General features: G+C 68.0%; 26 protein-coding genes and 3 pseudogenes. 9 read left to right on the forward strand and 20 right to left on the reverse strand.

The genetic code is table 11. The features are described from left to right. The first annotated feature begins 1,014 nt into the window (after positions 1-1,014). From ACIBN2_RS46535 to ACIBN2_RS46550, 4 genes are read left to right on the forward strand one after another with little or no spacing between them, the layout of a single operon-like run. Entirely contained in the window at positions 1,015-2,091 is a 1,077-nt protein-coding gene (locus ACIBN2_RS46535; protein ID WP_399143867.1) for an NAD(P)-dependent oxidoreductase, read from the forward strand. A gap of 56 nt (positions 2,092-2,147) precedes the next feature. Then, positions 2,148-3,278, forward strand: coding sequence for a transaldolase (gene tal / locus ACIBN2_RS46540; RefSeq protein ID WP_399143868.1), 1,131 nt, complete (start codon positions 2,148-2,150; stop codon positions 3,276-3,278). Positions 3,279-3,331: 53 nt separating this feature from the next. After that, positions 3,332-3,616 (forward strand): WhiB family transcriptional regulator, encoded by a 285-nt coding sequence (locus tag ACIBN2_RS46545; protein WP_399143890.1) that lies wholly within the window; start codon positions 3,332-3,334, stop codon positions 3,614-3,616. Further along, positions 3,613-4,143 (forward strand): molybdenum cofactor biosysynthesis protein, encoded by a 531-nt coding sequence (locus tag ACIBN2_RS46550; protein ID WP_399143869.1) that lies wholly within the window; start codon positions 3,613-3,615, stop codon positions 4,141-4,143. Before ACIBN2_RS46545 ends, ACIBN2_RS46550 begins: the two co-directional genes overlap by 4 nt. A gap of 162 nt (positions 4,144-4,305) precedes the next feature. On the opposite strand, the gene ACIBN2_RS46555 is transcribed toward ACIBN2_RS46550, so the two are convergent. The 4 genes from ACIBN2_RS46555 to ACIBN2_RS46570 form a co-directional block, all read right to left on the reverse strand. Next, the gene (locus tag ACIBN2_RS46555) at positions 4,306-4,614 is read right to left on the reverse strand and encodes a DUF6510 family protein (protein WP_399143870.1); all 309 of its coding nucleotides are present in this window, start codon (positions 4,612-4,614) and stop codon (positions 4,306-4,308) included. Positions 4,615-4,628: 14 nt separating this feature from the next. Next, positions 4,629-5,372 carry a ferredoxin reductase gene (locus ACIBN2_RS46560; protein WP_399143871.1) on the reverse strand — a complete coding sequence of 248 codons (744 nt, stop codon included), beginning with the start codon at positions 5,370-5,372 and terminating at the stop codon, positions 4,629-4,631. Next, a complete protein-coding gene (locus ACIBN2_RS46565) occupies positions 5,342-5,941 on the reverse strand; it encodes a molybdopterin-dependent oxidoreductase (protein ID WP_399143872.1) in 600 nt (199 codons plus the stop codon). The genes ACIBN2_RS46560 and ACIBN2_RS46565 overlap by 31 nt, the downstream gene beginning before the upstream one ends. A 158-nt stretch (positions 5,942-6,099) precedes the next feature. Beyond that, positions 6,100-6,684 carry a sigma-70 family RNA polymerase sigma factor gene (locus ACIBN2_RS46570; protein ID WP_399143873.1) on the reverse strand — a complete coding sequence of 195 codons (585 nt, stop codon included), beginning with the start codon at positions 6,682-6,684 and terminating at the stop codon, positions 6,100-6,102. Between the two features lie 671 nt (positions 6,685-7,355). On the opposite strand from ACIBN2_RS46570, the gene msrA (ACIBN2_RS46575) reads away from it, so the two are divergent. Further along, complete coding sequence (gene msrA, locus ACIBN2_RS46575; RefSeq protein ID WP_399143891.1) at positions 7,356-7,865, forward strand: peptide-methionine (S)-S-oxide reductase MsrA; 510 nt, start codon at positions 7,356-7,358, stop codon at positions 7,863-7,865. Positions 7,866-7,934: 69 nt separating this feature from the next. On the opposite strand, the gene trxA is transcribed toward msrA (ACIBN2_RS46575), so the two are convergent. From trxA to ACIBN2_RS46595, 4 genes and pseudogenes are all read right to left on the reverse strand, one after another. Beyond that, positions 7,935-8,264, reverse strand: a complete 330-nt coding sequence (gene trxA, locus ACIBN2_RS46580; RefSeq protein WP_399143874.1) for a thioredoxin — start codon at positions 8,262-8,264, stop codon at positions 7,935-7,937. A 101-nt stretch (positions 8,265-8,365) separates the two neighbouring features. Next, positions 8,366-9,139 (reverse strand): SDR family NAD(P)-dependent oxidoreductase, encoded by a 774-nt coding sequence (locus ACIBN2_RS46585; RefSeq protein ID WP_399143875.1) that lies wholly within the window; start codon positions 9,137-9,139, stop codon positions 8,366-8,368. 152 nt (positions 9,140-9,291) lie between these two features. Next, positions 9,292-9,750 (reverse strand): carboxymuconolactone decarboxylase family protein, encoded by a 459-nt coding sequence (locus ACIBN2_RS46590; protein WP_399143876.1) that lies wholly within the window; start codon positions 9,748-9,750, stop codon positions 9,292-9,294. 223 nt (positions 9,751-9,973) lie between these two features. Next, positions 9,974-10,585: pseudogene (locus ACIBN2_RS46595) on the reverse strand (NADP-dependent oxidoreductase); the annotation flags it as partial. Between the two features lie 208 nt (positions 10,586-10,793). Between ACIBN2_RS46595 and ACIBN2_RS46600 the strand changes: the two are divergent. Beyond that, positions 10,794-11,174: a hypothetical protein gene (locus tag ACIBN2_RS46600; RefSeq protein WP_399143877.1), complete on the forward strand. Its 381-nt coding sequence runs from the start codon at positions 10,794-10,796 to the stop codon at positions 11,172-11,174. A 916-nt stretch (positions 11,175-12,090) separates the two neighbouring features. On the opposite strand, the pseudogene ACIBN2_RS46605 reads toward ACIBN2_RS46600, so the two are convergent. From ACIBN2_RS46605 to ACIBN2_RS46620, 4 genes and pseudogenes are all read right to left on the reverse strand, one after another. Beyond that, positions 12,091-12,479, reverse strand: a pseudogene (locus ACIBN2_RS46605) (sigma factor); the annotation flags it as partial. A gap of 335 nt (positions 12,480-12,814) precedes the next feature. After that, the gene (locus tag ACIBN2_RS46610; RefSeq protein ID WP_399143878.1) at positions 12,815-14,665 is read right to left on the reverse strand and encodes a BTAD domain-containing putative transcriptional regulator; all 1,851 of its coding nucleotides are present in this window, start codon (positions 14,663-14,665) and stop codon (positions 12,815-12,817) included. 347 nt (positions 14,666-15,012) lie between these two features. Continuing rightward, positions 15,013-15,690 (reverse strand): TetR/AcrR family transcriptional regulator, encoded by a 678-nt coding sequence (locus tag ACIBN2_RS46615; RefSeq protein ID WP_399143879.1) that lies wholly within the window; start codon positions 15,688-15,690, stop codon positions 15,013-15,015. Positions 15,691-15,928: 238 nt separating this feature from the next. Next, positions 15,929-16,684: an HAD family hydrolase gene (locus ACIBN2_RS46620; RefSeq protein ID WP_399143880.1), complete on the reverse strand. Its 756-nt coding sequence runs from the start codon at positions 16,682-16,684 to the stop codon at positions 15,929-15,931. Positions 16,685-17,060: 376 nt separating this feature from the next. Between ACIBN2_RS46620 and ACIBN2_RS46625 the strand changes: the two genes are divergently transcribed. Together ACIBN2_RS46625 and ACIBN2_RS46630 are read left to right on the forward strand one after the other, a co-directional pair. Continuing rightward, positions 17,061-17,705 (forward strand): RraA family protein, encoded by a 645-nt coding sequence (locus ACIBN2_RS46625; RefSeq protein WP_399143881.1) that lies wholly within the window; start codon positions 17,061-17,063, stop codon positions 17,703-17,705. Between the two features lie 212 nt (positions 17,706-17,917). Beyond that, positions 17,918-18,157, forward strand: coding sequence for a hypothetical protein (locus ACIBN2_RS46630; protein ID WP_399143882.1), 240 nt, complete (start codon positions 17,918-17,920; stop codon positions 18,155-18,157). Positions 18,158-18,413: 256 nt separating this feature from the next. On the opposite strand, the gene ACIBN2_RS46635 is transcribed toward ACIBN2_RS46630, so the two are convergent. The 5 genes from ACIBN2_RS46635 to ACIBN2_RS46655 all read right to left on the reverse strand — a co-directional run bounded on the left by ACIBN2_RS46635 (position 18,414) and on the right by ACIBN2_RS46655 (position 22,053). Next, on the reverse strand, positions 18,414-19,226 hold the full coding sequence (locus ACIBN2_RS46635) for a family 1 encapsulin nanocompartment shell protein (RefSeq protein ID WP_399143883.1): 813 nt from the start codon (positions 19,224-19,226) through the stop codon (positions 18,414-18,416). Further along, on the reverse strand, positions 19,223-20,293 hold the full coding sequence (locus ACIBN2_RS46640; protein WP_399143892.1) for a Dyp-type peroxidase: 1,071 nt from the start codon (positions 20,291-20,293) through the stop codon (positions 19,223-19,225). Before ACIBN2_RS46640 ends, ACIBN2_RS46635 begins: the two co-directional genes overlap by 4 nt. A 138-nt stretch (positions 20,294-20,431) precedes the next feature. Further along, the gene (locus tag ACIBN2_RS46645) at positions 20,432-20,761 is read right to left on the reverse strand and encodes a hypothetical protein (RefSeq protein ID WP_399143884.1); all 330 of its coding nucleotides are present in this window, start codon (positions 20,759-20,761) and stop codon (positions 20,432-20,434) included. Positions 20,762-20,949: 188 nt separating this feature from the next. Further along, positions 20,950-21,420, reverse strand: a complete 471-nt coding sequence (msrB, locus tag ACIBN2_RS46650; RefSeq protein ID WP_399143885.1) for a peptide-methionine (R)-S-oxide reductase MsrB — start codon at positions 21,418-21,420, stop codon at positions 20,950-20,952. A gap of 456 nt (positions 21,421-21,876) precedes the next feature. After that, a complete protein-coding gene (locus ACIBN2_RS46655; protein WP_399143886.1) occupies positions 21,877-22,053 on the reverse strand; it encodes a hypothetical protein in 177 nt (58 codons plus the stop codon). Positions 22,054-22,150: 97 nt separating this feature from the next. Here ACIBN2_RS46655 and ACIBN2_RS46660 point away from each other — a divergent pair, with 97 nt between their 5' ends. Next, complete coding sequence (locus ACIBN2_RS46660) at positions 22,151-22,342, forward strand: hypothetical protein (protein ID WP_399143887.1); 192 nt, start codon at positions 22,151-22,153, stop codon at positions 22,340-22,342. Positions 22,343-22,360: 18 nt separating this feature from the next. Here ACIBN2_RS46660 and msrA (ACIBN2_RS46665) read toward each other — a convergent pair whose 3' ends face one another. From msrA (ACIBN2_RS46665) to ACIBN2_RS46675, 3 genes and pseudogenes are all read right to left on the reverse strand, one after another. After that, the gene (gene msrA, locus ACIBN2_RS46665; RefSeq protein WP_399143888.1) at positions 22,361-22,867 is read right to left on the reverse strand and encodes a peptide-methionine (S)-S-oxide reductase MsrA; all 507 of its coding nucleotides are present in this window, start codon (positions 22,865-22,867) and stop codon (positions 22,361-22,363) included. A gap of 1,098 nt (positions 22,868-23,965) precedes the next feature. Next, positions 23,966-24,163 (reverse strand): hypothetical protein, encoded by a 198-nt coding sequence (locus ACIBN2_RS46670; RefSeq protein ID WP_399143889.1) that lies wholly within the window; start codon positions 24,161-24,163, stop codon positions 23,966-23,968. A 485-nt stretch (positions 24,164-24,648) separates the two neighbouring features. Then, positions 24,649-24,819, reverse strand: a pseudogene (locus ACIBN2_RS46675) (dihydrolipoyl dehydrogenase); the annotation flags it as partial.

Here is a 24,819-nt window from a genome sequence, read left to right on the forward strand (position 1 = left end):
TCACGGAACTGTCGTATCCGAAGAGGAAACCGCCCATGGCGGCCGCCGCCGCGATGAAGACGACGCGCCCGAGATGTTCGGGATGAGCCGTGGCGACTGTTGAGTCTTCCGCTGTGCTGGTCACGTGTACTCCTCGGTGCACCGGCAACGGCCGGCTGCGCGGTCAGCCCTTCCAGGCCCGAATAAGGGACCCGAAGGCATTGGAGACCCAGGCCGCGGCCTGTTCCGGATCCCCTGCCTTGACCGGATTGGTCGACTTGCAGACGGACCGGGCAGCCCTCAGGTAGCAGCTCGGGCGCAGGCGACCACCTTCCTCGCTGCTGTACACACCCGGGTACGAGGACACTGGCGGCTGCACGCTTCGTCTCAACCGTTGGGCCCCTGGATCTCGTTGAAGTGAGCGCCCTGGCGGAGCAACGTCTTACCGGGACTCTTGCAGAAAAGCCCCGCGTTCACGCCTGGGACGAATGCATCTCAAGCTGCTCTGACGTGCACCTTAGAGCGACGTCGCCGCCCCGGAGTCGTGACTGCGGCTCTCACCCCGCGGACCGGGAATCTGCGCTGCGAAGACACGCGGAGCGCCGCCAACACCGCGGCGAACGCCGACAGGCCGCTGATCCTTCCTCTTCCGATGCGCATGAATCTCCTTCCTGGATTCGGTATCCCGTCATGCGTCACCAGACTTGCAGGGACGGTGAATCGGCCCACCCGGCCCTTTCACTCTCCAACCAGCAACGGACCGGAGGGAAAGCACCGTCAGATCGTGCTCCCGCCCCTGTTCGTTCGCCGGCCTTTGCGGATCTCTCGAAAGTGTGCGCCCCAGAAGGAACGACTTCTTGCCTGCGGCCCCCAGGCAGACCGGTCCACTTTGACCGAACGAACAAGCACAGTAAGACGCTGCTCCTCCCGAACGCTCACATCCGAAGAGATCTCCAGAGTCAACAACAGAACAGCATGCAGCCGCCGGTGTCCTCGTACCCGGGCGTGTATGGCAGCGAGGAAGGGGAGCAATCCGTGCCTCTGGAAGGTGAGTACGAGCCGAGCCCGGAGCAGTGGGTACGCGATCAGGTGGCGTTTATGAAGGCGGATATCTACGACGGTGAGCAGCCCCCGCCCGAACACCTCACCGACGTCGCGTTCTACGTCATGCCCTACGCCAAGGGCAACACGCCGCGGGAACTCATCCCCGGCATGACGGGCCTGCGCGCCGTGCTGAGCCTCAGCGCCGGCGTGGAGAAGCTGCTCCCCCACATCCGGCCGGAGGTCGCGCCGTCCAACGGTCGGGACCTGCACGACGCCGGCGTCGCCGAACACGCACTCGCTCTCGTCCTGGCCGCCCAACCAGACCTGCCCCGCAGGCTCGGCGACCAGGCCGCCCGACGCTGGGCACCCCACGTAACCCGGTCACTGGCCGACACCCACGCGATCATCGTCGGATACGGCTCCATCGGGGCGGTGATCGAGCACCGACTGCTCGCCTGCGGGGCCGAGGTCGTCCGGGTGGCAAGCCGCCGCCCACCCGCCGAGCGGGTGCACGGCACCCGTGGACTGCCCCAACTGCTCCCCCACGCCGACATCGTGATCCTGGAACTGCCGCAATCCCCCGCCATCGTCGGCCTGATGGACGGCGGGCTCCTGGCGCTGCTCCCCGACGACGCGCTCGTGCTAAATGGCGGAACGGCTCGCTACGCGCTCCTGCTCGCCTCGTACCCCGCACGTCGGCCCTCCTTGATCGCGTCGACGCCTACCACCATGGTCCCGATCCACGGCACGAGCGGGGTCCATGACGTGCACTGCACCACCCGATGTGGTGAGCGTGCCATCCACAGCACGTCTACTCCACGTCGACGTGCGGTTCTTCCCTCTGCCCCTGCTCAAAAACGCGCATTATGCTCGAGCCCTACCGAGGCGCCTCCGGCTTGTGGTCGGACCACAGGACACCTGCGCGCCGTCCCCGTAAAACACGCGGCCCCTGCGCCGACCGGGGCGCGCCGGTGCGAGACGTCAGCCCGGCGGTTGCAGCCAGGGCCGGCGCCGGCACGGTCCGGTGCGCATGGGTCGCACTGCCGGGCCGCCGATGCGCAGACGTGATCACATCCGGGCGGCCCGTGCTGCCCGCCTCGCCACCCCTGGAAGGTGTGGGACACATGACGAGCATGTTGAAGGATCTGTCGGACGCCGGTGTGTCCGTGTGGCTGGACACCCTGTCACGTGGGCGGATCAAGTCGGGGAGCCTGTCGGAGCTGATCAGCAGCCGCTGCGTGGTGGGTGTTACGACAAATCCGACGATCTTCAGGGACGCGATATCGCACGGCGTGGAGTACGAGGCCCAGATGTCCGAACTCGCGGTGCGTGGCGTGTCCGCCGAGGAGGCTGTCCGGACCGTAACAGCTACGGATGTGCGCGACGCCGCCGACATACTTCGCCCCGCCTTCCTCGTGTCCCCCGCCGGCCAGGACGGCCGCGTCTCCATCGAGGTCGACCCGCACATGGCTCATGACGCCACTGCGACGATCGCCGAGGCACGTCATCTGACCTGGCTGGTGGACCGCCCGAACACTTATATCAAGATTCCCGCAACCGAGGCGGGCCTGCCCGCCATCACCGAGACCATCGCCCAGGGCATCAGTGTCAACGTGACCCTGATCTTCTCCCTGGCCCGCTACCGGCAGGTTGCCGAGGCGTATGTGGCGGGCCTGGAGAAGGCCCGTGCCGGCGGCTTGGACTTGTCACAGATCGCCTCGGTGGCGTCGTTCTTCGTTTCGCGCATGGACACGGAGGTCGACCGGCGGCTCGACGCCCTGGCGACCCCCGAGGCCAGAGCCCTCCGGGGCAGAGCCGCCGTGGCCAACGCCCGCCTGGCGTACGAGGCCTTCGAGGAGGCCTTCTCCGGTGAGCGCTGGAACCGCCTGCACCGTGCCGGGGCGAACAAGCAGCGTCCGCTGTGGGCCTCCACAGGTGTCAAGGACAGGGCGTACGAGGCCACCAAATACGTCTCCGGTCTCATCGTCCCGGACACCGTGAACACCATGCCCGAGGCGACTCTGCTCGCCGTCGAAGCACAGGAACACGCCGCGGGTGGCGACCTCCGCAGCATGTACGACGAGGCGCGGGCCGACCTCGAAGCGATCGAGCGCCTGGGCATCTCCTACTCCGAAGTCGTCCAGCAACTGGAGGACGAGGGCGTGGCGAAGTTCCAGGAGTCCTGGGACAGCCTTCTCACCGTGACCGAGACCCGGCTCGAGGCCTGCACCCGCAGATTGCACACATGGCCATGAGCGACGTCCCCTTTGGAACACCTCGGCCCTGGCTCCAGCCCGGGGCGGACGGCATGCTGACATGGCTCGACAACGCGGGCTGCCGTGGCCTCGACACAGAACTGTTCTTCCCTGCAGGGCCGAAGGGCCCCGGCCGGCGTCAGGCCGACGAAGCGAAGGCCGTGTGCGAGACATGCCCGGTCCGCCGGCAGTGCGGCAGTTGGGCGCTCGCCACAGCACAGGAGTACGGGATCTGGGGTGGAATGGACGAGGAAGAACGGGTCCGGGCCCGGAGGAGAAAGCGTCTCAGCACCCGGGAGAACCGTCCCTCAGAAATGAAGGGAACCGACTCGGTTTGAGCTCCCCGCATGTCACTCACCACGAGCTGGTGCAGGTGCTGCAACTCCTCGTGTCGCCCGTGCACCGGTACTCCGGACGGCCTGCTGAGGGGCCGTCAGCAGACCCTGTCGGCGGGCTCGTGCAGCACATCCGCATTCGCCGTCACCTCGGAATCGTCGGCGACCGGTACTTCGGCCAGCCGGCTCACCGGGACGCCTCCGTGACCATCATGGCGTCGGAGAATCTGCCCACACGCATCGATCCCGCAGTCGGCCTCCAGCAGACACGACGGAACATCCTGCTCCGAGGTGTCGACATCGACGCCTGCATCGATCGGATCGTGGAGCTCGACACCGGCGACGGCCCGATCCCGTTCGCAGTCAACCGCGCCGCACGGCCCTGCGCGTGGATGGATGCTGTCATCGGACCCGGGGCGCAGCGCGCGCTGCGCGGCAAGGGCGGCGTACGGTGCACACCGCTGTCGGACGGCGTCCTCCGTGTCGGCAGAGCCGACTTCCGCGTGGTCGGGCCGCGCGACCGGCGCTGAAAGCCTCCCCGTAACCGCTGGTCACCGCGGGCACTGAGCGTTCCCCATGCTGGGCGTCAACGAGCGGCGCGGGCGTTGCCAACGGGCGAGAACGGTGTGCGGGCACTGGTACCGCTGCCCGCCGGCCGCTGGAGGGCCTGGGCCAAAAGGCAGACGGCGAACTCAGGCTTCTGCCAACGGAATTGCCAGTGAGGCCGCACCGCTCATGTCGAGCCAGATGGCGTCCCTCGTGCGTGTCGTACGCAGCACCACTCTCCCGCACCGCTGGCAGCGCCCGACGAGACCCGGGGCGTGTCCGTACACATGCAGGCGGGCGACGGGACCGGTGCAGCCGCAGTTGGCGCAGCGGCTCGTCGCAGCAGTCACGTCGACGCCGAAGACCTCCGACAGCGGCCCTGCCAGCGCGTTCCCGTCGACGTACCCGGTGTGGACATCGCCCGCGTCGGGGCCGCCGTCCTGCACAGACGTCATCTCAACCTCCTGTGTCAGCCGAAGCGCTCGGTACGTACTCGCTCAGGTGCATGTCCCAGGAGCACCAAGTAGGCGGCCGTCTTCTCGACGAACGCCGTGGGCCCGCAGATGTAACAGGTCGGCTCGGAGTCGGCGGACCAGCCGCCGTTGATCAGATCCTCCGGGGTGATGCGTCCCGGCGGGCGCGGTGAGTCCGCGGGCGCTTGTCTGCTGTAGAGGTACGTCGTGTCCAGCCCCGGTGCTCCCTCAACCAGCTCTGCGCCGTACAGCACGTCCAACGGGCTCCGCACCGCGTACAGCAGCCGGAACGGAGCCTGGCTTCCGGCCACCTCCCTCGTGCGGACCATGCACATCAGGGGAACGAGTCCCGCTCCCCCCGCTATCAGGAGAACCGGCTCCGTCTGCTGCTGCGTCCACACGAACCAGCCGCCGACAGGACCGCGCAGTTCCAACTGGTCCCCGGGCACGAGCTCGTCCACGAGGTACGGCGACACTTCACCGCCGAGCGTGCGCTGGACGGTCAGTTCGAGGCTGCGGCCATTGGGAGCGGAGGCAATCGAGTAGCTGCGTTGGGTGCTGTAACCGTCTTCTGCGGTGAGCCTGACATCCACATGCTGGCCGGCCAGGTGCCCCGGCCAGTCCGGCAGGTCCAGTGTCAGGGTGACGGCCGTCGCCGACTCCACGCGTCGGCCCGTCACTTCGGCGGTCCGCCACCGGAGTCTCTCGCCTAGTCTCCCTGGTACCGCTGTTCTCGCCATGGGTCTCCGTAGTTGTGGTAGCCGGCGCTCTCCCAGAAGCCGGGCACGTCACTCTGTCGCAGTTCGATGTCGCGCACCCACTTCGCGGACTTCCACAAGTACAGGTGCGGGACCAGCAGCCGAGCGGGGCCACCGTGTTCGGGCGCCAAGTCGCTGCCCCCGTAGCCGTAGGCGATCCACGCCTTCCCGTCGACGAGGTCGGCGAGGGGGATGTTCGTGGTGTAGCCCCCGTAGGAGGTGATCTGGACGTGCTCTGCGGCCGTCTCCACGTCCGCGAGCAGAACATCCAGGGACACGCCCTGCCAGTCGGTGCCGAACTTCGACCACTTCGTCACACAGTGCAGGTCGACGGTCGGGGACTCGGCCGGAAGTGCCATCAGGCCTGCCCAGTCCCACACGTGCCGCCTCCCGGTCTCGGTGGTCACCGACATCTGCCAGTCGTCTTTCCGGATGCGGGGAGTGGGCCCTGCGGACAGCACCGGGAAGCCGGTCGTCTCGTACTGCCCGGGCGGCAGCTTCGTACCTGCCGACGGCCTTCGGCCGTGGAACCCACGCGAGATGAACGTCATACTCGCCGTCCTTGTCAATCCGGGGCGGCCCCTGCGGCCCCCCTCGAAGGTCAGCGCCCGTAGGGAGTGACTTCTTACCTCCGGCGCCTTGCAACGTGTACGACCGCGGTCGCAGCCCGATGGTGATTGCTGCCCGGGCCGGCGCGGTGGCCGCTGCGTCAGCCCGCGGTGCCGAGGTGTCCACCGGCAATGAGCTGAGCCCGCAGCTTCTTACGGGCGTCGAACATGGTCTTGTAGAGCGCGTTCCGGTTCGTCTCCAACTCGCTGGCGAGCGTTTCCAGGGAAACACCGTTGACGACGGCGACGAAGACCTTCCGCTGGTGGGCGCTCAGTGCTGTCGCGACTGCGTCGCGCACGGCCTCGACCAGCTCGCGTGCCTGCCAGTAGCTGACGGGGTCCACGCCAGCCCGGTCGGGCACCTGCGCCCATTCCTCCGAGTCGAAACGGGCATTGGACACGCGCCAGAAATGACGACCCAGCTTGCTCGACACTTCAAGGACGACAAACCGGTACGCCCATGTGGTGAATTTGGCGTCACCTCGAAATTCATGAATTTTTCGCGTGATCCTCATCAGTGCGTCCGCGGCCGCCTGATGGGCGAGATCATCCAGTTCGGGCCCGGAAATTCGATAACGCGAACCCCGGCGGAACACCTCGTCCATGGCAATCCGCACCAGCAGCTCGTGCAGTCGCCTGCAGGCCTGCTCGTACTGAGGCCCACAACCGTCCTCCAGCGCGTCCACCCAGGCGGCGGACTCCGGGTCGAGTTGGCGTCGCTCTGTGGCGGACCCCGCTGACGGAGCGCTGCCGTTGGTTCCGGCGAGTCCACTCGAAGCCGTGCGGCGCGTTTTTCTGACATCCGTAGAGTGCATGGCCTTCAATCCCCAAATCATCTCGTACGAACGAGACAATCACGGGACCATCTACAGACCGTCTACACGAAGTCGCTGCTCTCACTTTCGACCTGTGCGCGTTCCTGGACTTTACTGACAGGGGTTCCGGCTTATTTCAGCGAGCGACGCACGTGCGGCGTTGAGCGCGCTTTTGGGCAGGCAACTGAAGGGCCGCCCCGGCGGGCGATCCAGGTGCGAATCGCCTGGCCCGGGACGGGCTCCTCGAGCAGGTCGAGGCGTCGTACTCGTCGCTGTACATGTGCGACAACATCCGCCGCCGGAAGCGAGGCGTGTGACGTGCTGCGGGAGGGCGACGGTCCGCTCTGTGACGCAGTCATCCCGAACGAAGTAAGGAATCACCGCTCGATGCAGCTAATGGTGGACGAGCCAGCGGTCCGGCCGCGCTGCGTCCGGGCCCCTGTACGGCTGCCACGACCACGCGAAGGCGCGGACCTTGGCCGTCGGGGCCGGTACAGCACCCGAGGTCGGTGGATTCCACGGTCACAGAAGGGGAATGCAGCGTGTTAGCGGCAAGGGAGTATGCCGTGTTGGCGGGCGGTTGCTTCTGGGGCGTGCAGGAGCTGTTCCGCAGGTTGCCGGGTGTCGTGGACACCCGTGTCGGCTACACCGGTGGTGAGGTGGTGCAACCGACGTACCGAAACCACGGGAACCACGCGGAGGCGGCGGAAGTCACCTACGACCCGTCCGGGACGGACTACCGCAGCATCCTGGAGTTCTTCTTCCAGATCCACGATCCCACCACGTTGAACCGGCAGGGCGACGATGTCGGCCTCAGCTTCAGGTCCGCCGTCTTCTACCTGGACGAGGAGCAGCGACGCATCGCACGGGCGGTGATCACGGACTGCGACGCGTCTGGATCGTGGCCGGGCAAACTGGTCACCGAGGTTGTCCCGTCCGGCACGTTCTGGGAGGCGGAACCCGAGCACCAGTATTACCTTCAGCGCCATCCGGACGCGCACATGAGCCACTACATCCGGCTGGACTGGAAGGTGCCCCGAACACCGGCCTGACCCCGTCAGCGCCTGCCGCAACATGTTGCGGCAGGCGCTGAGGCGGGCGAACGCACCTTCAGAGCCCGCTCACCGCAGGAAATCCTGCAGCTCCCGCTCCAGAACCGACTTGGGCCTGGCCCCGATGACCGTCTTGACGACCTTGCCGTCCCGGTAGACGTTGAGCGTGGGGATGGAGCTGACGCCGTACTGCTCGGCGGTGCGGGGGTTGTCATCGACGTTCAGCTGGACAATCGTGATCTTGTCGCCGTGCTCGGCGGCGAGCGCCTCGAGGGCCGGCGCCACAAGGCGGCACGGACCGCACCACTCGGCCCAGAAATCGACGAGCACAGGCTTGCCGCTCGTGAGCACCTCGCCTGCGAAGGTCTCATCGGTCACACTTTTCAGACTGCCTGCCATGCGGGCTCCTTCGCGCGTTGTCGGCATGGATCGATGCCTTGGGGCAGCCCCGCCCGGCGCAGTCGTCAGGTGGCTGTGCCGGGCGGGCCGTGAGGATGCTTCTAGTTGCGGCCGGCCATGACCCCGCCGTCGACGTTGAGGATGGCTCCCGTGGTCCAGCTCGAGGCGTCCGAGAGGAGGAAGACGATCGCCGAGGCCAGGTCCTGAGGGGCGCCGACCCGGCCGAGCGGGTGCAGGCCGCTCAACTGGTCCATCGCAGCGTCCAGTTGGTCCGCGGGGAAGACCTTCTCGAACAGCGGCGTCCTGGTCACGGCCGGAGCCACAGCGTTCACCCGGATGCCTTCGCCGGCGAGCTCGATGGCCAGGTTGTGGGTGAGGGCGTGCAGGCCCGCCTTGGCCATCGAGTAGGCCGACGACGGCGTCACGGCGAGGGCCTGGTGCGCCCACATGCTGCCCACGTTCACGATGGCGCCGCCCTGGCCATAGGCGACCATGCCCCGGACGATGGTCTGGGTCAGGAAGAAGGTCGCCCGGTTGAGGTCGTGGTAGGCGTCGTAGTCCGCGACGTGGTAGTCGAGGAAGGGCTTGGGCTGGAAGAATCCCGCGGCGTTGACGAGGAGCGTGGCGTCGGGGTGGTCCTCCGCCAGCTGCTTCTGCGCCTCAACGACCTGGTCCTGGTCGGCCAGGTCGGCCTCGACCGCCCAGGCGCTGCCGAATCGGGACAGTGCCGCCACTGCGTCGTCGAGCTTCTGGCCCGCGCGGCCGACGATCACCGCGCTGCCGCCTCCGGTGATCACGTTCTCGGCGGTCTTGAGGCCCATGCCGCTGGCACCGCCGATCACGATGAGTTTCCTGCCTTCGAAGTCCGTGGCCACGGGAATCACTCTCCATTGATTGGTGATCGAACACTCCTTGCTGTGATGCGACGCTTCCACGGCAGGGTCTACACCAGCTCTACAAGGCCTCTACAGCGCCGACCACACCGGGCCGTGCGAGGGTCACCTTCCCCCCTGGGTCGAGGTGAAGGTCAGGTGCCGACGGGATGCCTGCTGGTGATGGCGACGCGGTTGAACGCGTTCATCACGGTTGCCAGCCAGGCGATTGCGGAGATCTGGTCTGCGGTGAGTACGGCCGCGGCGGCGCTGTAGTCCTCGTCGCCGACGTGTCCGTCCGGCACGCGGGTGATCGCCTCGGTCAGGCGGAGAGCGGCGCGGTCGGTCTCGGAGAAATAGCCGGTCTCCTCCCATGCGGGCAGCACGGCGATCCGGTCGGGGTTCTCACCCTTCTTGAGGGCGTCGCGAGTGTGCATGCGCAGGCAGAAGGCGCAGCCGTTGATCTGGGAGGTGCGGATCCTCAACAGCTCGACCAGGAGCGGGTCGAGACCCGCTGCGGCGGTGGCCTCTTCCGCCTGAGACGACAGGGCGATGAGAGCCTTGTAGGCGGCCGGGTGCTGCTTGCCGATGTTGACGCGTGGGGAGTCGGTCATTGTTCCTCGAATTCGTTCGTGTGGCCTGCCCTGCGCGCTTCGGGCGCGCCTTGGTGGCCGGTGGTGTGTGCTCTGGCAGGGGCAGGAAGGCGATGTCGCACGCCTGGTCGGCCTTGTGGCGTGAGCAGGTCGTCCGAGGCAGGGCATGGCGTTGCGGCAGCCTGCGTGGCGACGACCGGAACGCCGCCGAGAAGCCCCCGGCCAAGCGCGAGCGGTCTCCTGTTCAGCCCTCTGTGACGCGAATGATCGTCTTGCCGGGGGTGCGCGTGCCGGCGCCGAAAGCCGAGGGTGCTTCGGCGAGGGGCCTCACGGCACCGACGTCCGGCTTGAGCCGGCCGTCCCTCACCCGCGTCGCGAGGTCGGTGAGGCGGGCACGGTCGGGTTCGACGATGAAGAAGACCGCCCGCCCGTCTCGGGGCTGGACCTTGGGCGGGGCGGCGATCGTGACGAGCGTGCCGCCGGCGCGCACCAGGGCGGCCGAGCGGTCGAGGATGTCGCCGCCGATCACGTCGAACACCACGTCGACTTCGCCCGCGTCCTCCAGCTTGTCGGTTTGCAGGTCCAGGAAGGTGTCGGCGCCGAGGGCGAGTGCTCTCTCGCGGTCGCGGGCGCGGCCGGTGCCGATGACGCGGGCGCCGATCTCGCGGGCGAGCTGTGTCGCGATCGAGCCGACGCCTCCCGCGACGCCGTGGATCAGGACGGTCTGGCCGGTGGTGAGGCGGCCGTGGTCGAACAGGCCCTGCCATGCGGTCAGTCCGGAGATCGGCAGTGCGGCGGCCACGGTGTGGTCGATGTCCGCGGGCGGCGGGGCGAGGTTGCGGGCCTCCACCGCGGTGTCGCAGTGCGGCGACGTCCCGGGCCTGCAGACCGGCGGCCGCGCCCGGGTCGGTGATGGGGGGGACCTGGCAGCCGGGCGGCGGCCACGGGTCGCCGAGGCCAGCTGAACGGGGGAAGTACCTCGCAGATCGGGTGTGGCGGCTGCGGGAGGGATCACCGGTTCGTCATCCTCCAGACATGTCGCCCAAGGACTAAGGAGTGAGCGGATGCCGAAGGTGTCCAAGCAGTCAGCAACGACGGTTCAGGAGTTCGGCCCGGTGACCGACCGCCGGGAGGACATGAACGGCTACACGGTGGAGTTCGTCTCTTTCGGCGCCGACTCCGACCTCGACGGGCCACTTCAGGCGCTCCCCGGCGGAATGTGTCAGTGCCCGCACTGGGGTTACGTCATCGCTGGACGCATGCGCTTCGTCTTCGAGGACCACGAGGAGGTGTACGAGGCCGGTGACGCCTTTTACCAACCGCCGGGCCACCGGCCGTACGTCGACGCTGGCAGCGAACTGCTCCAGTTCAGCCCTACCGACCAGCTGGCGAGGACCGAGCAAGCCATCGTTGACTGGATGAGTCGGCAAAGCGGTACGCCGTAGCCACCACGCGCTGGCCAGCCGCGGCAGCACCCACGCGAGATTCCGGGACACAGGACCGGTGTCAGGCGGCATAGTCGTCGGCCGCCGGGTGAGGGCTTCGGTCAGGCGCTGCTGGCACAGCGCCCGGTGCGCCTCCACGCCGACCGCCCTGGGCTGCTTCCCCACCATCGCTGCCGTCATTGGCCGGCGCGGCCACGCGCCCTCAGGCGGTCACGGCGCAGCGATCATGTCCTGGGGCCCGACCGCTCTACTGGCCCGGCCCCACGGGATTCGGAACACAATCCGCCGCCGGGAGCGGTGCCCGCGGTGACCGTCTTGCGCGCTCTGTGGCGTTCGATTCCCAGCCTGGACACACGCCCCCTGGAGCATTAGAACATGTTCCCAACGGGGCTGATGCTGCTGCCGGGGAACCTAGCCAGCGGGACCCCACCCCGAAGCCGTTTGCGCGACAACGATCGTCCCGGTCAAGGAATTTCACGCAGGCGGCCAGCGGCCCGGGACCGGGCCGGCTGCCGCCACGACTTCGAGCCATTCGGCATTTGTCACGGCGACCCGGCACGGAGTGCCGCAGCAGGAACTGCAGGACACAGACGGTGGCCAGCTGAGTGGGCGAGAGCCCCGGACGTCCGTCCCTGGGGTACCAGTCCGCGAAGTCCTCGTCGCACCACAGTCCGTCCAGCCGGTCCCGCACCCATATCGCCGTCGTGCCACCTGGGTTGCCCGCCCGCGCGACCCGCGCGGTCAGAGGCGGAACGTGCTCAATGGAACGGGGGCGCAGGGACAACGGGCACCAGCTGCATCGGTCGGCGGAACTACCCGAGCATGCCCGTCGACCATGCTGCCGCACCGGAGAACTCCAAGATCCCCGACAGAGTCAAGCTCAGTTGATGGTGGTCGGCGGCTTGGCGGTAAACGGCGGCGGGCTCAGCTCCTCCATGATCAAGAGCATCGCCGAACTGACGGACTCGTCGACGAGCACCGGCTGCGAGGCGTCCGGCCCTGTCCGCAGCGGTTCCGGCAGCCACGGCCCGACGTAGGTCTTCCGGCGGAAGCGGGCACTCTTGAGGATGTCGTACGACCGCCGCGCGGCCACCGTCACCAGCCAGGCCCGCAGATCGCCGATGTCCCGCAGATCTGCTCCGGCCGCCCGCAGCCACACGTCCTGGGTCACGTCCTCGGCATAGGCCACGCTCCCCAGCAGCTGGTAGCCGCGCCGAAGACCGCGGGCCGGTGCGGCTCCCATTCGGCTCCGAGCACGTCCTCCTGCTCGGACCTTCCTGGCCCATGCCCGTCACCCGTACAGATCGCAACCTCCTCCAGCCGGCGGACCCAGCGCAGCCATCCGAACTCGGCGTCCTTGACGACAGCACCGCCGAAGCGAACCGGCCACTCGGACCGACGGCGTAGAGCGGCGGTGTCGCACAAGGTTCGTGAGTGACGACTTCAAGCGCGTGGAAGCGTACGCCGGTGAACGCCGGCACCGAACTCCGGTCGGTCACGTCTGCGCTTGCCGGTTCCGACAGGGCCATGGAGGGGTGTCGCACCGGAGGCCTCGAAGATCGGGAGCTGGGTTCCGACCGCCGCCGGCGGCATCGTCTCCGCAAGGTGGCCGGGGCGCATGGTGACGGTGCCTGCGCGCCCTACCGACCGGCCAGTTCGCCCTGGTCGAGGAGCCCCTCCCGCGCCTGCTCCGCTGCGTACGCCGCCACGAGACGGTTCCAGCTGTACCGGCCCGGGCCGACCTCCGAGACGAGGTGCGCCCGGATGAGGTGCGACAGGACCTTGCGGACCCGCCCCTCGGGTCGACCGGCCAGGTCCGCGACCTGCGATGCCGCGAACAGGGGGTCGGGGCAGGCGCTCAGGTCGCGGAAGAGCGCGGCCGTCTCCGTGTCGAGCAGGCGGTACGAGCGAGTGAGGGATGCGCGGACGTCGAGCGCCTGGTCCTCCTCGCTCGCGAACACGTCAAGGGTTCTGTGTTCCGGTGCCTCGTACTCGTCGGCCAGGCTCGCCAGGCGCAGCTGCGGTCGGTAGGCAGCGCGGGCGGCGACGTTGGCCAGGGCCAGAGGGAGCTGTCCTGCCAGCCGGATGATGCGGTCGACGGCCTCTGGTTCGGCTGCTGTCCTCGCCGCGCCCAGCCGGCGGGCGAGGAGGCTGCGTGCGTCCGCCTGGCTCAGGGGCATGAGCGTCAGGGGAAGCGCCTGGTAGGCCGCGACGAGCGCGTGCAGTTGCATACGACTGGTGACAAGGGCCATGGAGCCCGGCCCCCCGGGGAGGAGATGCTTGACCTGGTCCGTGTTCCGTGCGTTGTCGAGCACGACGAGCACGCGACGGTTGGCCAGCAGGCCGCGGAACATGAGCCCTCGTGCCTGCGTCGTCTCGGGCATGTCCTCGGGGCGCACGCCCAGGGACTGCAGAAAGTCCTCGAGCGCGTGCGCGGGGTCCTGCGGCTCGACCTCCGGTCCGGCTCCCTGCAGGTCGGCAAAGAGCTGTCCGTCCGGGAAGCGGTCCGCCAGACGGTGGGCGACGGTGGTGGCGAAGGCTGTCTTGCCGACGCCGGCCAGTCCGCCGATCGTGCAGATGGCCACAGAGGACGACGCTTCTGCATCGGCGACCAACCGCTCGACCTGCTCCTGCTCCCACTCGCGGCCGACGAGGCTCGGCAGGGCGGCCGGGAGCTGGGCCGGAGCGTGAGGCGAGGGTGCGCGCGGTGCGCTCTTCGGGCGGTCGGTGGTTTGCGTGAGCTCGAGTCGCCCGGACAGGATGCGCTCGTGGACCTGCTGCAGTTCCGGCGACGGGCTGACACCGAGGCGTTGACGCAGCAGGTGACTGGTCGTGTGGTAGATCGTCAGGGCCTCGGACTGCCTGCCGGCACCGTAGAGCGCCGTCATGAGGAGGCCGCATACGCGCTCTCGAAGCGGGTGCTCGACCAGCAGCGCGGACAGTTCTGCTGCGGCTTCGGCGTAGCGCCCTCGCTCCACCTCGCAGGCGAGCTGCTCCTCGGCACAGGCGAGACGCAGCTCGCCGAGGACGCTGCGCTGCTGGTCCGCGAACGGCCCCGGGACACCGGCGAGGGCCACTCCCTTCCACATCTCGAGGCCCTTGGTCAGCAGGCTCGTCGCGGACGCCAGGTCGCCGGTGCTGCGCGCCTCTCGCGCCTTTGCGGCGGTCTCCTTGAACCTGTTCAGGTCCAGAGCGTCCGGTTGGATGTGCAGCCGGTAGCCCCCGTCGACCAGGTGTACGGAGCTGTCGCTCTGCTCTCCCAGTGCCTGTCTGAGCCTGTAGATGTAGGTGCGCACGGAGCCTATGGCCGACGGTGGGGCTTCGTCCCCCCACACGTCCTCCACCAGTTTCGAGAGGCTGACAGGCCGGCCGGCCCTGAGCAACAGCGAAGCAAGTACGGCGCACTGCCTCGGCTGACCAGCTCCGGCCTCGACCCCCTGCCTGTGTAGCCGGACCGGGCCGAGAACTGAGAACTGGACTCCCGTATACATCGTGCCTACCGCCTTGGGGATCCTTGTGAGGCTTCGCTGCTCGGCCGTCCACAAGGGACCGCCGTCCCCCAACGTACCCCAGGTTCGCCCAATTTTCAGGACTAAATAGTCCTCTATTTGTCGAAGCTGTGCGTCTCTCGTGCAGAAGGCTGACGCGATTAAGTGACGGCTGAGCCGCGTGTGAACACTGAGACGTGCGGGCGAACGTGTTCGCCGACGCCGTCATACCCCCGGGCGCCCGCCAGGAGGACGGTGAAGTCCAACAGATGAAGGGACTGAACTGCGGTGCGACCATCCGGGGCGCCGCACCGGGGATCCCGCTCCGGCCTCGCCCTGCCTCCGGACGCTCAGCGCCCTCCCGCTTCCCCTTGCGACGCATCCGCATCGTCGACTTCAGCGGGCACGGCATAAGTCCTGACGTGGGCGATCGCCATGTCGAGGGCGATCCTCATGGGTTTGACGTCCTGAGCGGTCTGCGCGAGGAGGTACCCGCCTTGAAGCGCGGCCATGAGGCCGGTGGCGAGCCCTTTGGCGTCCGCATCGGCGCGCAGGACTCCCGAGTCCTTCATCCGCACCAGTCCGGCCTCGAGGAGCCCCTCCCAGGTGGCGAAGTGCCGGGCGATGGCCTGGCGGGCCTCTTCGTCCTGATCGGCCAACTCGCCGGCAAGAGAGCCGAGGGGGCAGCCGTACGCCCCGTTTCGGAGCGCGTTGCGCTCCACCACCGCATCCCGCCAGCGCTCCAGCCCGCGGAAGGAATTGAGCCGTCGCAGTAGCTGCTGGTGGCGATCGAGCACTTCCGCGGCCTGCAACGCGACAACGTCCCGCACCAGCGCATCCTTGTCGGGGTAGTGGCGGTAGAGCTGGGATTTGCTCGTTCCGCTGGCAGCCCTGACGTCATCGAGGGTGGTCAGGGAGACGCCCTTGACGTACATCATGTCGCCGGCAGCCCTCAAGATGCGTTCTCGAGTCGCCCGCCCGCGCTCGGTCAGCCGGGAGCTGTTCTTGTCGCGTGCCTGTTCCGCCACATTGGCCAGATTACCGCTGCGGACCGTAGCATGTTCCTGAAAGGACCTCAAGGTCCTTTTTGATTCCCAGCCCTCGCCTCGGTCGCCGCGTCGGCCGCTGTGCCCGTTCGACACCGCGAACAAGGACTCGCTCCGGGAGTGTGTCCCGAAGGCCGTGCGCGCACTCTCGCAGTGCACATGGCTCACGGTGCAACGTTTTCCAGGAACGGTGCAACGGTTTCAGGAGGGGGGTGGCTGATCACGGCCGGGGGCGCGGATCAGGAGTGCCGGCCAGATCTCCCAGATCCTTGACGACCACATCGGCGCCATGCGCGTACAACGCGTCGGCCCGGCCTGTCCTGGCGACACCGACCACCCACCCGAAGTGACCCGATCGTCCTGCGTCCATGCCCGCCTGAGCGTTCTCGAAGACCGCGCACTGATCAGGGTGCTGGCCCAGATCGCGGGCAGCTGCCAGGAATGTGTCGGGGTGGGGCTTGCCGCGCAGGTTCCGACTCGCGGCCACCACGCCGTCGATCCACGCGTCGAAAAGCGTCTCCATACGCGCCGCCCTAAGGATCTCGCGGCAGTTGGCGCTGGAGGTGACTACAGCTGTGAGCAGCCCACTGTCACGGGCCGCCATGAGGTAGGCCATGGTGTCCTGCCACACCTCGCCCCCCTGCGACCGGGCCCTGGCCTCGAACAGGCTGTTCTTCCAGCGGACCAGGCCGTACACGGTGTCCAGGCCCGGAAGGTCGTCAGGGCTGCCGTCGGGCCGCTCGATCCCGCGCGAAGACAGGAAGCACCGCACACCTTCGGCGCTCGGCCGGCCGTCGAAGAACTCGTTGTATCCGGTCTCCGCGGCAAACGGGCGAAACCCCTCGCCCTCGCGCTGTAGCAGCAACGTGTCGAACGCCTCCTTCCACGCGGCGGCGTGCAGGGAGGTCGTGTCGGTGATCACGCCGTCGAGGTCGAAGAGACAGGCACGTACCACGGCAGGCAGACCAAGCGTCACAGAGTCGTCCTTCTCTCAAGTGCCGGTAGGGCGGCCAGTGTTGCCCGCCGCGCCGCCGCCGCGGAACACCTGTAGACGTCCGGTAGACGCCGGATCCACGAACCGGCGCCTACTGCTCCGTCTGCTGGCCATCGTCGGCATCTCACCCCTGGCCAGGCTCGGCCGACCGACACGAAGTAGACGAGCCGTAGACGTAATGGCACTCACGAGACGTACTGGCACCCACGTCCCAGCGACACTGCGGCCGACGTCGACCGGAGACCGGACGGTAAGAACAAGCTGCAGAAGGGCGCTGACAAAAGTGCGCACCGGCCCGGGCGGGTCCGTGCCCGACTCCCCCACCGGTCGAGGCCGGTGGCCATTCGAAAGGAAGCCCATGGAGGACGACGCCTTGGCCGCGAGGGCAGCCCGCCTGGGATGTGCCACGCTCGTCGACGCCGTGGGCCGTGTCCACGGCCACCGGTCCCACATTCCCGCCATGTCGAGCCCCGACCCACTTCGCCCCCTCTTCGGGCCCGCGGCCACCATCTCCTACCTGCCCTTCCGCGAGGACCTGGCGGGAACGGTCCGCGACTTCAAGCACTACTACTACGGGGCGCTCGGGCAGAGGCCCGCCGCAGGCCAAGTGCTCGTGCTCTCCAGCGGCGGCTATCCCGAGGTGTCACACGGAGGGGGCACCAAGCTGGCCAGGGCGGACAGCGCTGGCCTCGCCGGCGTCCTGGCCGACGGCCGGCTGCGGGACTTCGACCAGCTGCGCGAGTACAGCTTCGCCACCTGGTGCACGGGAGAAGCGGTCCGCTGGGGCGGCGACACGATCATGCCCCGGGCGTACGGAGTGGCCGTCGAGGTCTGCGGCGTATGCGTGAACCCCGGCGACTACGTCCACATGGACCGCGCCGGCGGCGTTGTGATCCCTTCAGCGAGCCTGCATCGGGTCCTCGCCATCGCGGAGGACATCTCAGCCGAGGAAGCCGAGGCAGCCGGAATCATCAGGTTCGAGAACGCGCAGCCGGGCGGATGACGCGCATGCTCGCCGGGGGCCGCAGGCCGCACGCCGCTGCTCTGTCGGACCGACGCCGTACAGGCAGGCATGACACTTGGGCCCGGTCGCGATGGCGAGCGCAGGCCCGTTCCTCGTCGCCCACCATCCATTCGCCCGTGTCCGTTGCTCGGCCCCAAAGGCGCCTGCCCACATGGGCCCATCCGAGCGCCTGAAAAACAGCGAGGTTGGTCATGACGCAGACATCGCACCGGTTTCCGCACATCGTGGTGCACACCCCGGCGCTGGACGGCTCCCGCCGGGTTACCGAAGGTGACGTGATCCTGGGAGTCGCCTCCCATCTGGACGACGTCATCGAGATTCTCCGACTTGCCGACCTCGATCAGATCGAAGTCGAGGAGAGCGAACACATCGAGTGGCAGGGAGGTGGGCCGGACGAATGGCCGGGACTTTCCGAACACCCGCAGGAGTGACCGGGGCGCTACCGGGCTCTGGCATGTCATTGCAGGGTCCTCGAGGTGGCCGTGCCGGCTTTCTGCACTCGCAGCGGCACACGCACCCGCTGTTCGTGCACACCACGGCGTCCGCGCCGCGGCCGGGCCCGTAGCAGATGGGCCGCGGCACCCTCGCCCGCCTCAACCCGCCCCTACCGCCTCAGGGCCGAACGCCGCCATGGCCGCTCCTGCCCCGATGACGCAACGTGCTGCGACCGACCGGCGTTTCACCCAGTCATGTGCCGGTCGGCAGCGACACGAGGGCTGCGACCGCCTCGCTCGTGTGCACCAGAAAGGTGAGGGTCTCCTCCAAGTAGAGCGTGACAGTGGTCGCATCGTGCGAGAGGTAGCCGATCGACACGTCCTGGCCAAGGCGCATCTCGAAGTCGCCGCCGCGAGTTGAGAGCAGGAAGGCGCCGTCGATGGCGGGCGCCCAGACGATGTCCCCGTCGAGCAACCTGGCGATGTGCTTGATGATCGGGTATCCGTGGTCGGAGGTCTCACTGACCGCCGTGTACGCCTCGGCGCTCAGCGCGAGAGAGTACGCGCCGTCGACGCCTGCCAGCCGCAGGGCGGAGACGGCCTGGCTGATCGCGTCCGGGTATTCGCGGACGTCGGCGGGCAGCTTCACCGGTGAGTTGGAGGAGCTTTCCCGCAGACCGGCGATGCCTGCCGCCGCATACCCTTCGAACACGGCCCGGTCCTCCGCGAATGCGAGCCGCCGGGCAGCGTCCTTGGCGGGCAGCCAGTCGGCGTCCTTGGCCCCCCGCGCGACATCGTCGACCTGGCGACGGTCGACGATGAACGGGACACGCAGCTCGACCAGCGGCTGGAAACGGCGCACATGGGCGACCACGTCATCGGCAGGGGGATCCACACTGTCGAGGTGCCCCGTCGGCACACCTCCCAACTCGACTCCGCACGGCTCAGAGACGTCGACGATGCGCCGTGCTGCAGCGTGCGTCTTGAAAGTGCGGCGAGCCTCCTCCTCCAGATCTCTCCACGCGGCAGCGGAGAGGGGAGCAAGTTCACGGTGCAGATTGTTCATCGGGACGCGCTCCGCTTCATGCTGCCGATCCTCAATGAGGTATCGGGAGGAGGGGGTTGATTCTCGGGTGTTGCGACGACGGCGTGGAGATCAGCGCCCAGGGCCCCCAATCGCCCGCCGGGTCGTGCGGGCAGGTCGTCCAGGAAGTCCGCCGTGGGGACGTGGAACAGGCATCCCGTGACGGGGGTGGAGAAGTCCAGGATCCGGTCGTGTGCAGCGTCCTGCGTGCCCAGGAACATCCGCTCCAGCATCGCCTCCGTCACCACGGGGGTGCGGGCATAGCCGATGAAGTACGTGCCGAACTCGCCACGCCCCACGGTTCCGAAGGGCATGTTGTCCCGGAGGATCTCGCGCTCAGTGCCGTCGGCACCGGTGAGGGTGGTGAGGGCGACATGTGAGTCGGCCGGCTTGGTGCTGTCATCCAGTTCCATGTCCGACAGTTTCGTCCTGCCGACGATCCTCTCCTGCGCCTCGACGGGCAACGCGTTCCATTCGGCGAGGTCGTGCACGTACTTCTGCACGATCACGTAACTCCCGCCGGCGAACTCACAGTCCTCGTCCCCGACCAGGACGGCCGCGCTCGCCGCCGCGCCGGTCGGGTTCTCCGTGCCGTCGACGAAGCCGAGCAGATCACGCTTGTCGAAGTACTGGAAGCCATGCACTTCATCGCGCACGGTCACCGCTTTCCCCAGCCGGCTCATGATCTCCGAAGCGAGGGCAAAGCACAGGTCCAGGCGTGCGGCGCGGATGTGGAAGAGCAGGTCGCCCGATGTCGACACCGCACGGTGCACCGGGCCGTTCAGCTCACGGAACGGATGCAGTTCCGCCGGGCGGGTTCCGGCAAACAACCGGTCCCACGCCTGTGAGCCGATGCCGGTGACACAGCTGAGCCTGCCCTCGGGTTCGGCTCGGAAGCCCACAGACCGTTGCAGGGAGTTCAGGTCGGACAGCAGGTCGCGGGTCACCGCTTCCCCGCCGGGGTCGATCGTGACGACGAGGAAGATCGCCGCGCTGGTGAGAGGGCACAGAACCGTCTGCGGCGTCGGTGCCGACGTCTCATCGGCCATGTGCCCTCCCGCGCTCTGGTGGAGATCCCGCGGCGACGCCGAGGCTCGTAGGGGCTGGTTGGTGACTGATGTTCCAAGCGCGGCCACGGCCATGGGGTGCCAGGGAGACCGCGCTTCCTCCAGGACCGTCTCCAGCGTTCACTGGTATCGGCCCTCGAAGCGGCTTCCGCTTCGCAGATCCGAGAACCGGAGGCCGACAGCCTCTCCCCCCTCCACCACCCAGCGCAGGTCGTAGGAGGCGCGGTAGGACGGCGGCCAGAACGAGCAGAAGTGGCCGGAGTCGTCGACGGACCACGTCCCCTCGGTCTCCCGTCCGCCCTCGACGTAGCAGGTGGTGCCGTCGGAGTCGAAGGTCTGCGTCGCTCCGTCGCTGTAGACGAGACGGCCTGCGGTGAGAGCGGCAGGAATCTCCTCGGCCGGTACAGGTGTGCCGTCTTCGGCTGGTACGCCGTTGGGCTTCTTGTTCACTTCAGGGACCTCCCATGGGCCCAGGCGGGCCGTTTGCGAGCTGTGGCGGTGCGGGGCGCAGGTGGCTGCGCAGACTGGCGGCTGCGGAACGGAGTTGGCGTTCTGACCCCGCGCATCGCAGCCCCGTCTCTGTTGATGGGCGAGGGGTGGTGGCGGGGCAGCCGCTCTCGGACCGCCTGTGCGGCCACTCACTTTGCTTCGGCCGCGCCCTCTTCCGGCATCTGGAACATGCTCAGGTACTGGCCGTGGCCCTCCTTCTCCAGTTCCCCGGCGGGGATGAAGCGCAGGGAGGCCGAGTTGATGCAGTACCGCAGGCCGCCCCTGTCACTGGGCCCGTCGGGGAACAGATGCCCGAGGTGGCTGTCACCGTTCACCGACCGGACTTCGACACGGACCATCCCGTGACTGGTGTCGGGCCGTTCGACGACGTGACCGGGCTCCAGGGCTTTGGTGAAGCTGGGCCACCCTGTGCGGCTGTCGTACTTGTCCACGGAGGAGAACAGGGGCTCTCCCGACACGATGTCCACATAGATGCCGGGGGCTTTGTTGTCCCAGAGGGCGTTGGCGAAGGAGGGTTCCGTCTCGTCCTGCTGGGTTACGCGGTACTGCACTTCTGTGAGCTGGGCGAGGCGTTCAGGACTCTTGGTGTATTCCGGCATAGCTGCCTCCCAGGCGGCGTGGCTGCATCAGCCCTTCTGGGATTTCGCGTCACGTGCCACCGCTCCCTTACCTCACGGCAGGACGTGCACTCACTCGACGCTGCCAGTGAGAAGCGGTGAGAACTCGTCCGGGAAAGTGCGGAGTCGTCCTCTCCACAGCCAACTCTGGGTCGTATCGGCCATGCCTGTCCGAGCGGCGCCCGGCGCGCTCCAGCACGGCAGCGGTGCTTGCAACGTGTTCGACGGTTGTGGGGGCGGCGGTCGTCCAGGTGGGACGAGGGATCAGCCCCACGGTCATGGGCAGGTTGGTACACGGTCCGAACACGTGCGAGTCGCCGGTCACCCACTATCCGTCGCGCACCTCGGCGGGCTCGAACCCGGTGTCGGCCAGCACGCCCGAGAAGGCCGCGGCCGGGGCGATCGCGAAGAAGCCCGCACGGGCCTCGCCCATGCCGGTCAGCGCTGCGACGCGGTCACGGCGCAGGTGCCGGTGTCGGTGTCGGTGTCGGGGAGGCCGACCGGGCGGCTGTTGCGGCAGTATGCGAGCGCGGGCAGCACGGGCTTGTCCTTGTTGGCCCAGCGGCGGTACAGCACGGCGATGCCGGTGCCGGAGTGGGCGGCACCGGTCGCCATGGTCGGCTCTCGAGATGGGAACGACAAGGTTGCCGGGATCAGCAGCTACGGCGGCTGGGGCACCGGGCCCGGAACGCCGAGGCGCCGAAGCTCGTCCTTGCCGAACTGCAGGTACCACGGTCCGGGCCGGGCCACCATCGCCATACGCCCCTCGTTCCACACCGGCAGCCTCCTCTCGCAGGAGGGCCTCGACGCTGCCGTGGGCGGCATGCCCGACCAGGTACTCGCCTGGTCCGGTGCACTGCGCGGGGTTCGTGAGGCCAAGAAGCAGACGGCCACGGCGGCATGAGGCCCGGTTCGTGGCTGGCTACGACGCCTTGGGCAGCCGCCACTCCGGGCGGATGCGGTGGCAAGTGTACCCGTTCGGATAGCGCTGCAAATAGTCCTGGTGCTCAGGCTCGGCCTCCCAGAAGGCGCCGGCCGCCATCACCTCTGTGACGACCTTCCCCGGCCACAGGCCCGAGGCGTCAACCTCGGCGATCGTGGCTTCGGCGATGCGCCGCTGTTCCTCACCGAGATAGAAGATGGCCGACCGGTAACTGAGGCCGACGTCGTTGCCCTGCCGGTTCAGCGTGGTGGGGTCGTGTACCTGGAAGAAGAACTCGAGGAGAGCCCGGTAGTCGGTTCGGGCGGGGTCGTAGGTGATTTCGATGGCCTCCGCGTGGCTGCCGTGGTTGCGGTAGGTCGGGTTCGCCGTTTCGCCCCCCGTATAGCCGACACGCGTCGAGACCACGCCGTCCAGGGCCCGAAAAAGCTCCTGCATGCCCCAGAAGCATCCGCCTGCCAGAATCGCCTTCTGGTGTGCCATTGCCATGCTGCCCTCCAGTGAATTCCGCCGTCTCGGCCCGACGGGCCAGAGCGCTTGGATCGCGCTCTTCGACCCCGGCCGTGTCCGTGCGACACGGTGCCCTCAGGCTTGGGCACCGTGACAGCGGCCGTGCAGCGCCCACGACGGTTAGCTGCAAGACCCGTGGATTCCTTACGTCCGTTTGCAGCCCCGGCACCAAGTCCGTGGCCGGCACGGTCACTCGGCAGTAGCGCCGGCAGGGAGAGCACACGATGGGGATGGATGGTTGCGGATGGGCTGTGGGAGGTTCCGCTCGCGAACAGTGGTGCCCCCGGGTTTGGGGACGCGCTCCAGCTTTCGGCCCGCTGTCCGGCCCGCGGTCACCCGGTCGTACGCTCCCGGTCGTCCGTCAGCGGCAGAGGTTCGCGAGCGAGACGAAACGACCCTTGTGCGAGGCCGGTCGTGAGCCGGGGGAGCTGCGGGGCGTCAGGCCGTGCGTAGAGGTCGGTACTGGTGATTCCTCGCTCGCCATCCGGCGCGTCGGAGATCAGCGCCCTCAGTCTTGTCCAACGACACGGATGAGCGGCAACGCGATCGCCGCTGTGCCGGGCGCGGCGATGAGAGCCGCATCGAATCCGGCTTGCGCTCCATCAGGCCATGCCGGGTCGTGGTAGTCGATGACCTCGGCAGCTTCGAACTCGCGGAGGCGCTCCGCGGCGGCCGGCGAGGCTGTTGCCGTCACCTCCACACCGGCGGCCGCGGCCAGTTGGATGACCGGGGGCGGGGGGCGTGTGGGCGGCGATGACAAGGACCTGCTCGGCCCGGAAGCCGCTGCCGCCCGGTAGCGGGCCCTCATGCGCCGGCACACCGTCACCGACGGAACCCCTCCACACCCGCCCCGATGGCGCGCGCACCCGGCCGACGCCTTCGACGCCCAGTGCGGCGGGAGGGGCAGACCGGCGTCCCAGCCGCCAATGTTCAGCTGCCGGTCTCAGGGCCTACGCCGACGGCCTCGCCCACGATGACCACCTGGCCCGTACAGGGCAGCGGAGGTTAGGGAAGGTCGAGGAGGATGACGTCCTTCACCCGGGTGCGGTGACTCCGATGCCTTTCAACCGTGCTCTTTCAAGGGAGCAACTTCTCCACACCGGCAGCGCCCTCTTCATCGAGAAGGCGGCGTGCCTGTTCAAGCCTCTCCGGCGTGATGTCGTGGCCGGATGCCAGTACTACATCTTCCGGGTCGGGCAACTCTTCCGTTCCCGTGTGGAGAACCGCATCTGGAGTGTGCGGACCCCACTCATCGTCGCCAGTGCCTTCAGACATCGTCTCTCCTACGCTTGGAATCAGTGAGACGGGCGTCGCTCCGCGCCATGTTCGGCGCGAGAGATCGGCCCTTGAAATTGGTGGCAATCTTCACTGATTGCCAGGGCCCTCGTGCTGGTTCGCAGCCCAGGCATACGCCTCTGCCAGGTCCTTCAAGGCCGCTGCGACCGCTCCATGGTCCTTGTGCTCCGCCTGCTGACGCGCTTGAGACGCGATGGCCTCGAAAAGCGCTGCTCGAGCATCCTGTTGCACCGCAGAGTCAGCACTGCTCACGATATCCTCCGAATTCACGTCCGGACAAGAAGCCGGACCCAGCCGACCCATGCCGGATCTCGTTCCAACCAATGCATCTGGCAAAGGGGTTGGCGCGCTGGGCCGGTCAGCAAGTTGTTTCTCCGCAAATGGTATTGCAGCGTTGATCTACAGCTCATCTATGCAGGATCGATGCCCCCGTAGAGAGTTGGGCCACTTCGCTGTCGGTCCTGCTAGTGCAGCGGCTTGCCGGCCAGCGCCAGGTGGGCCTCGCCCATCGCCTCGTTCTGCGTCGGGTAGGCGTGGATCAGCTGCGCGACCTCGGCGGGCAGAGCCTCCCAGTTGTAGATCAGCTGGGCCTCGCCGACCTGCTCGCCCATGCGGTCGCCGACCATGTGGACGCC

Source organism: Streptomyces sp. NPDC050534 (assembly GCF_044457745.1).
GTDB lineage: Bacteria > Actinomycetota > Actinomycetes > Streptomycetales > Streptomycetaceae > Streptomyces.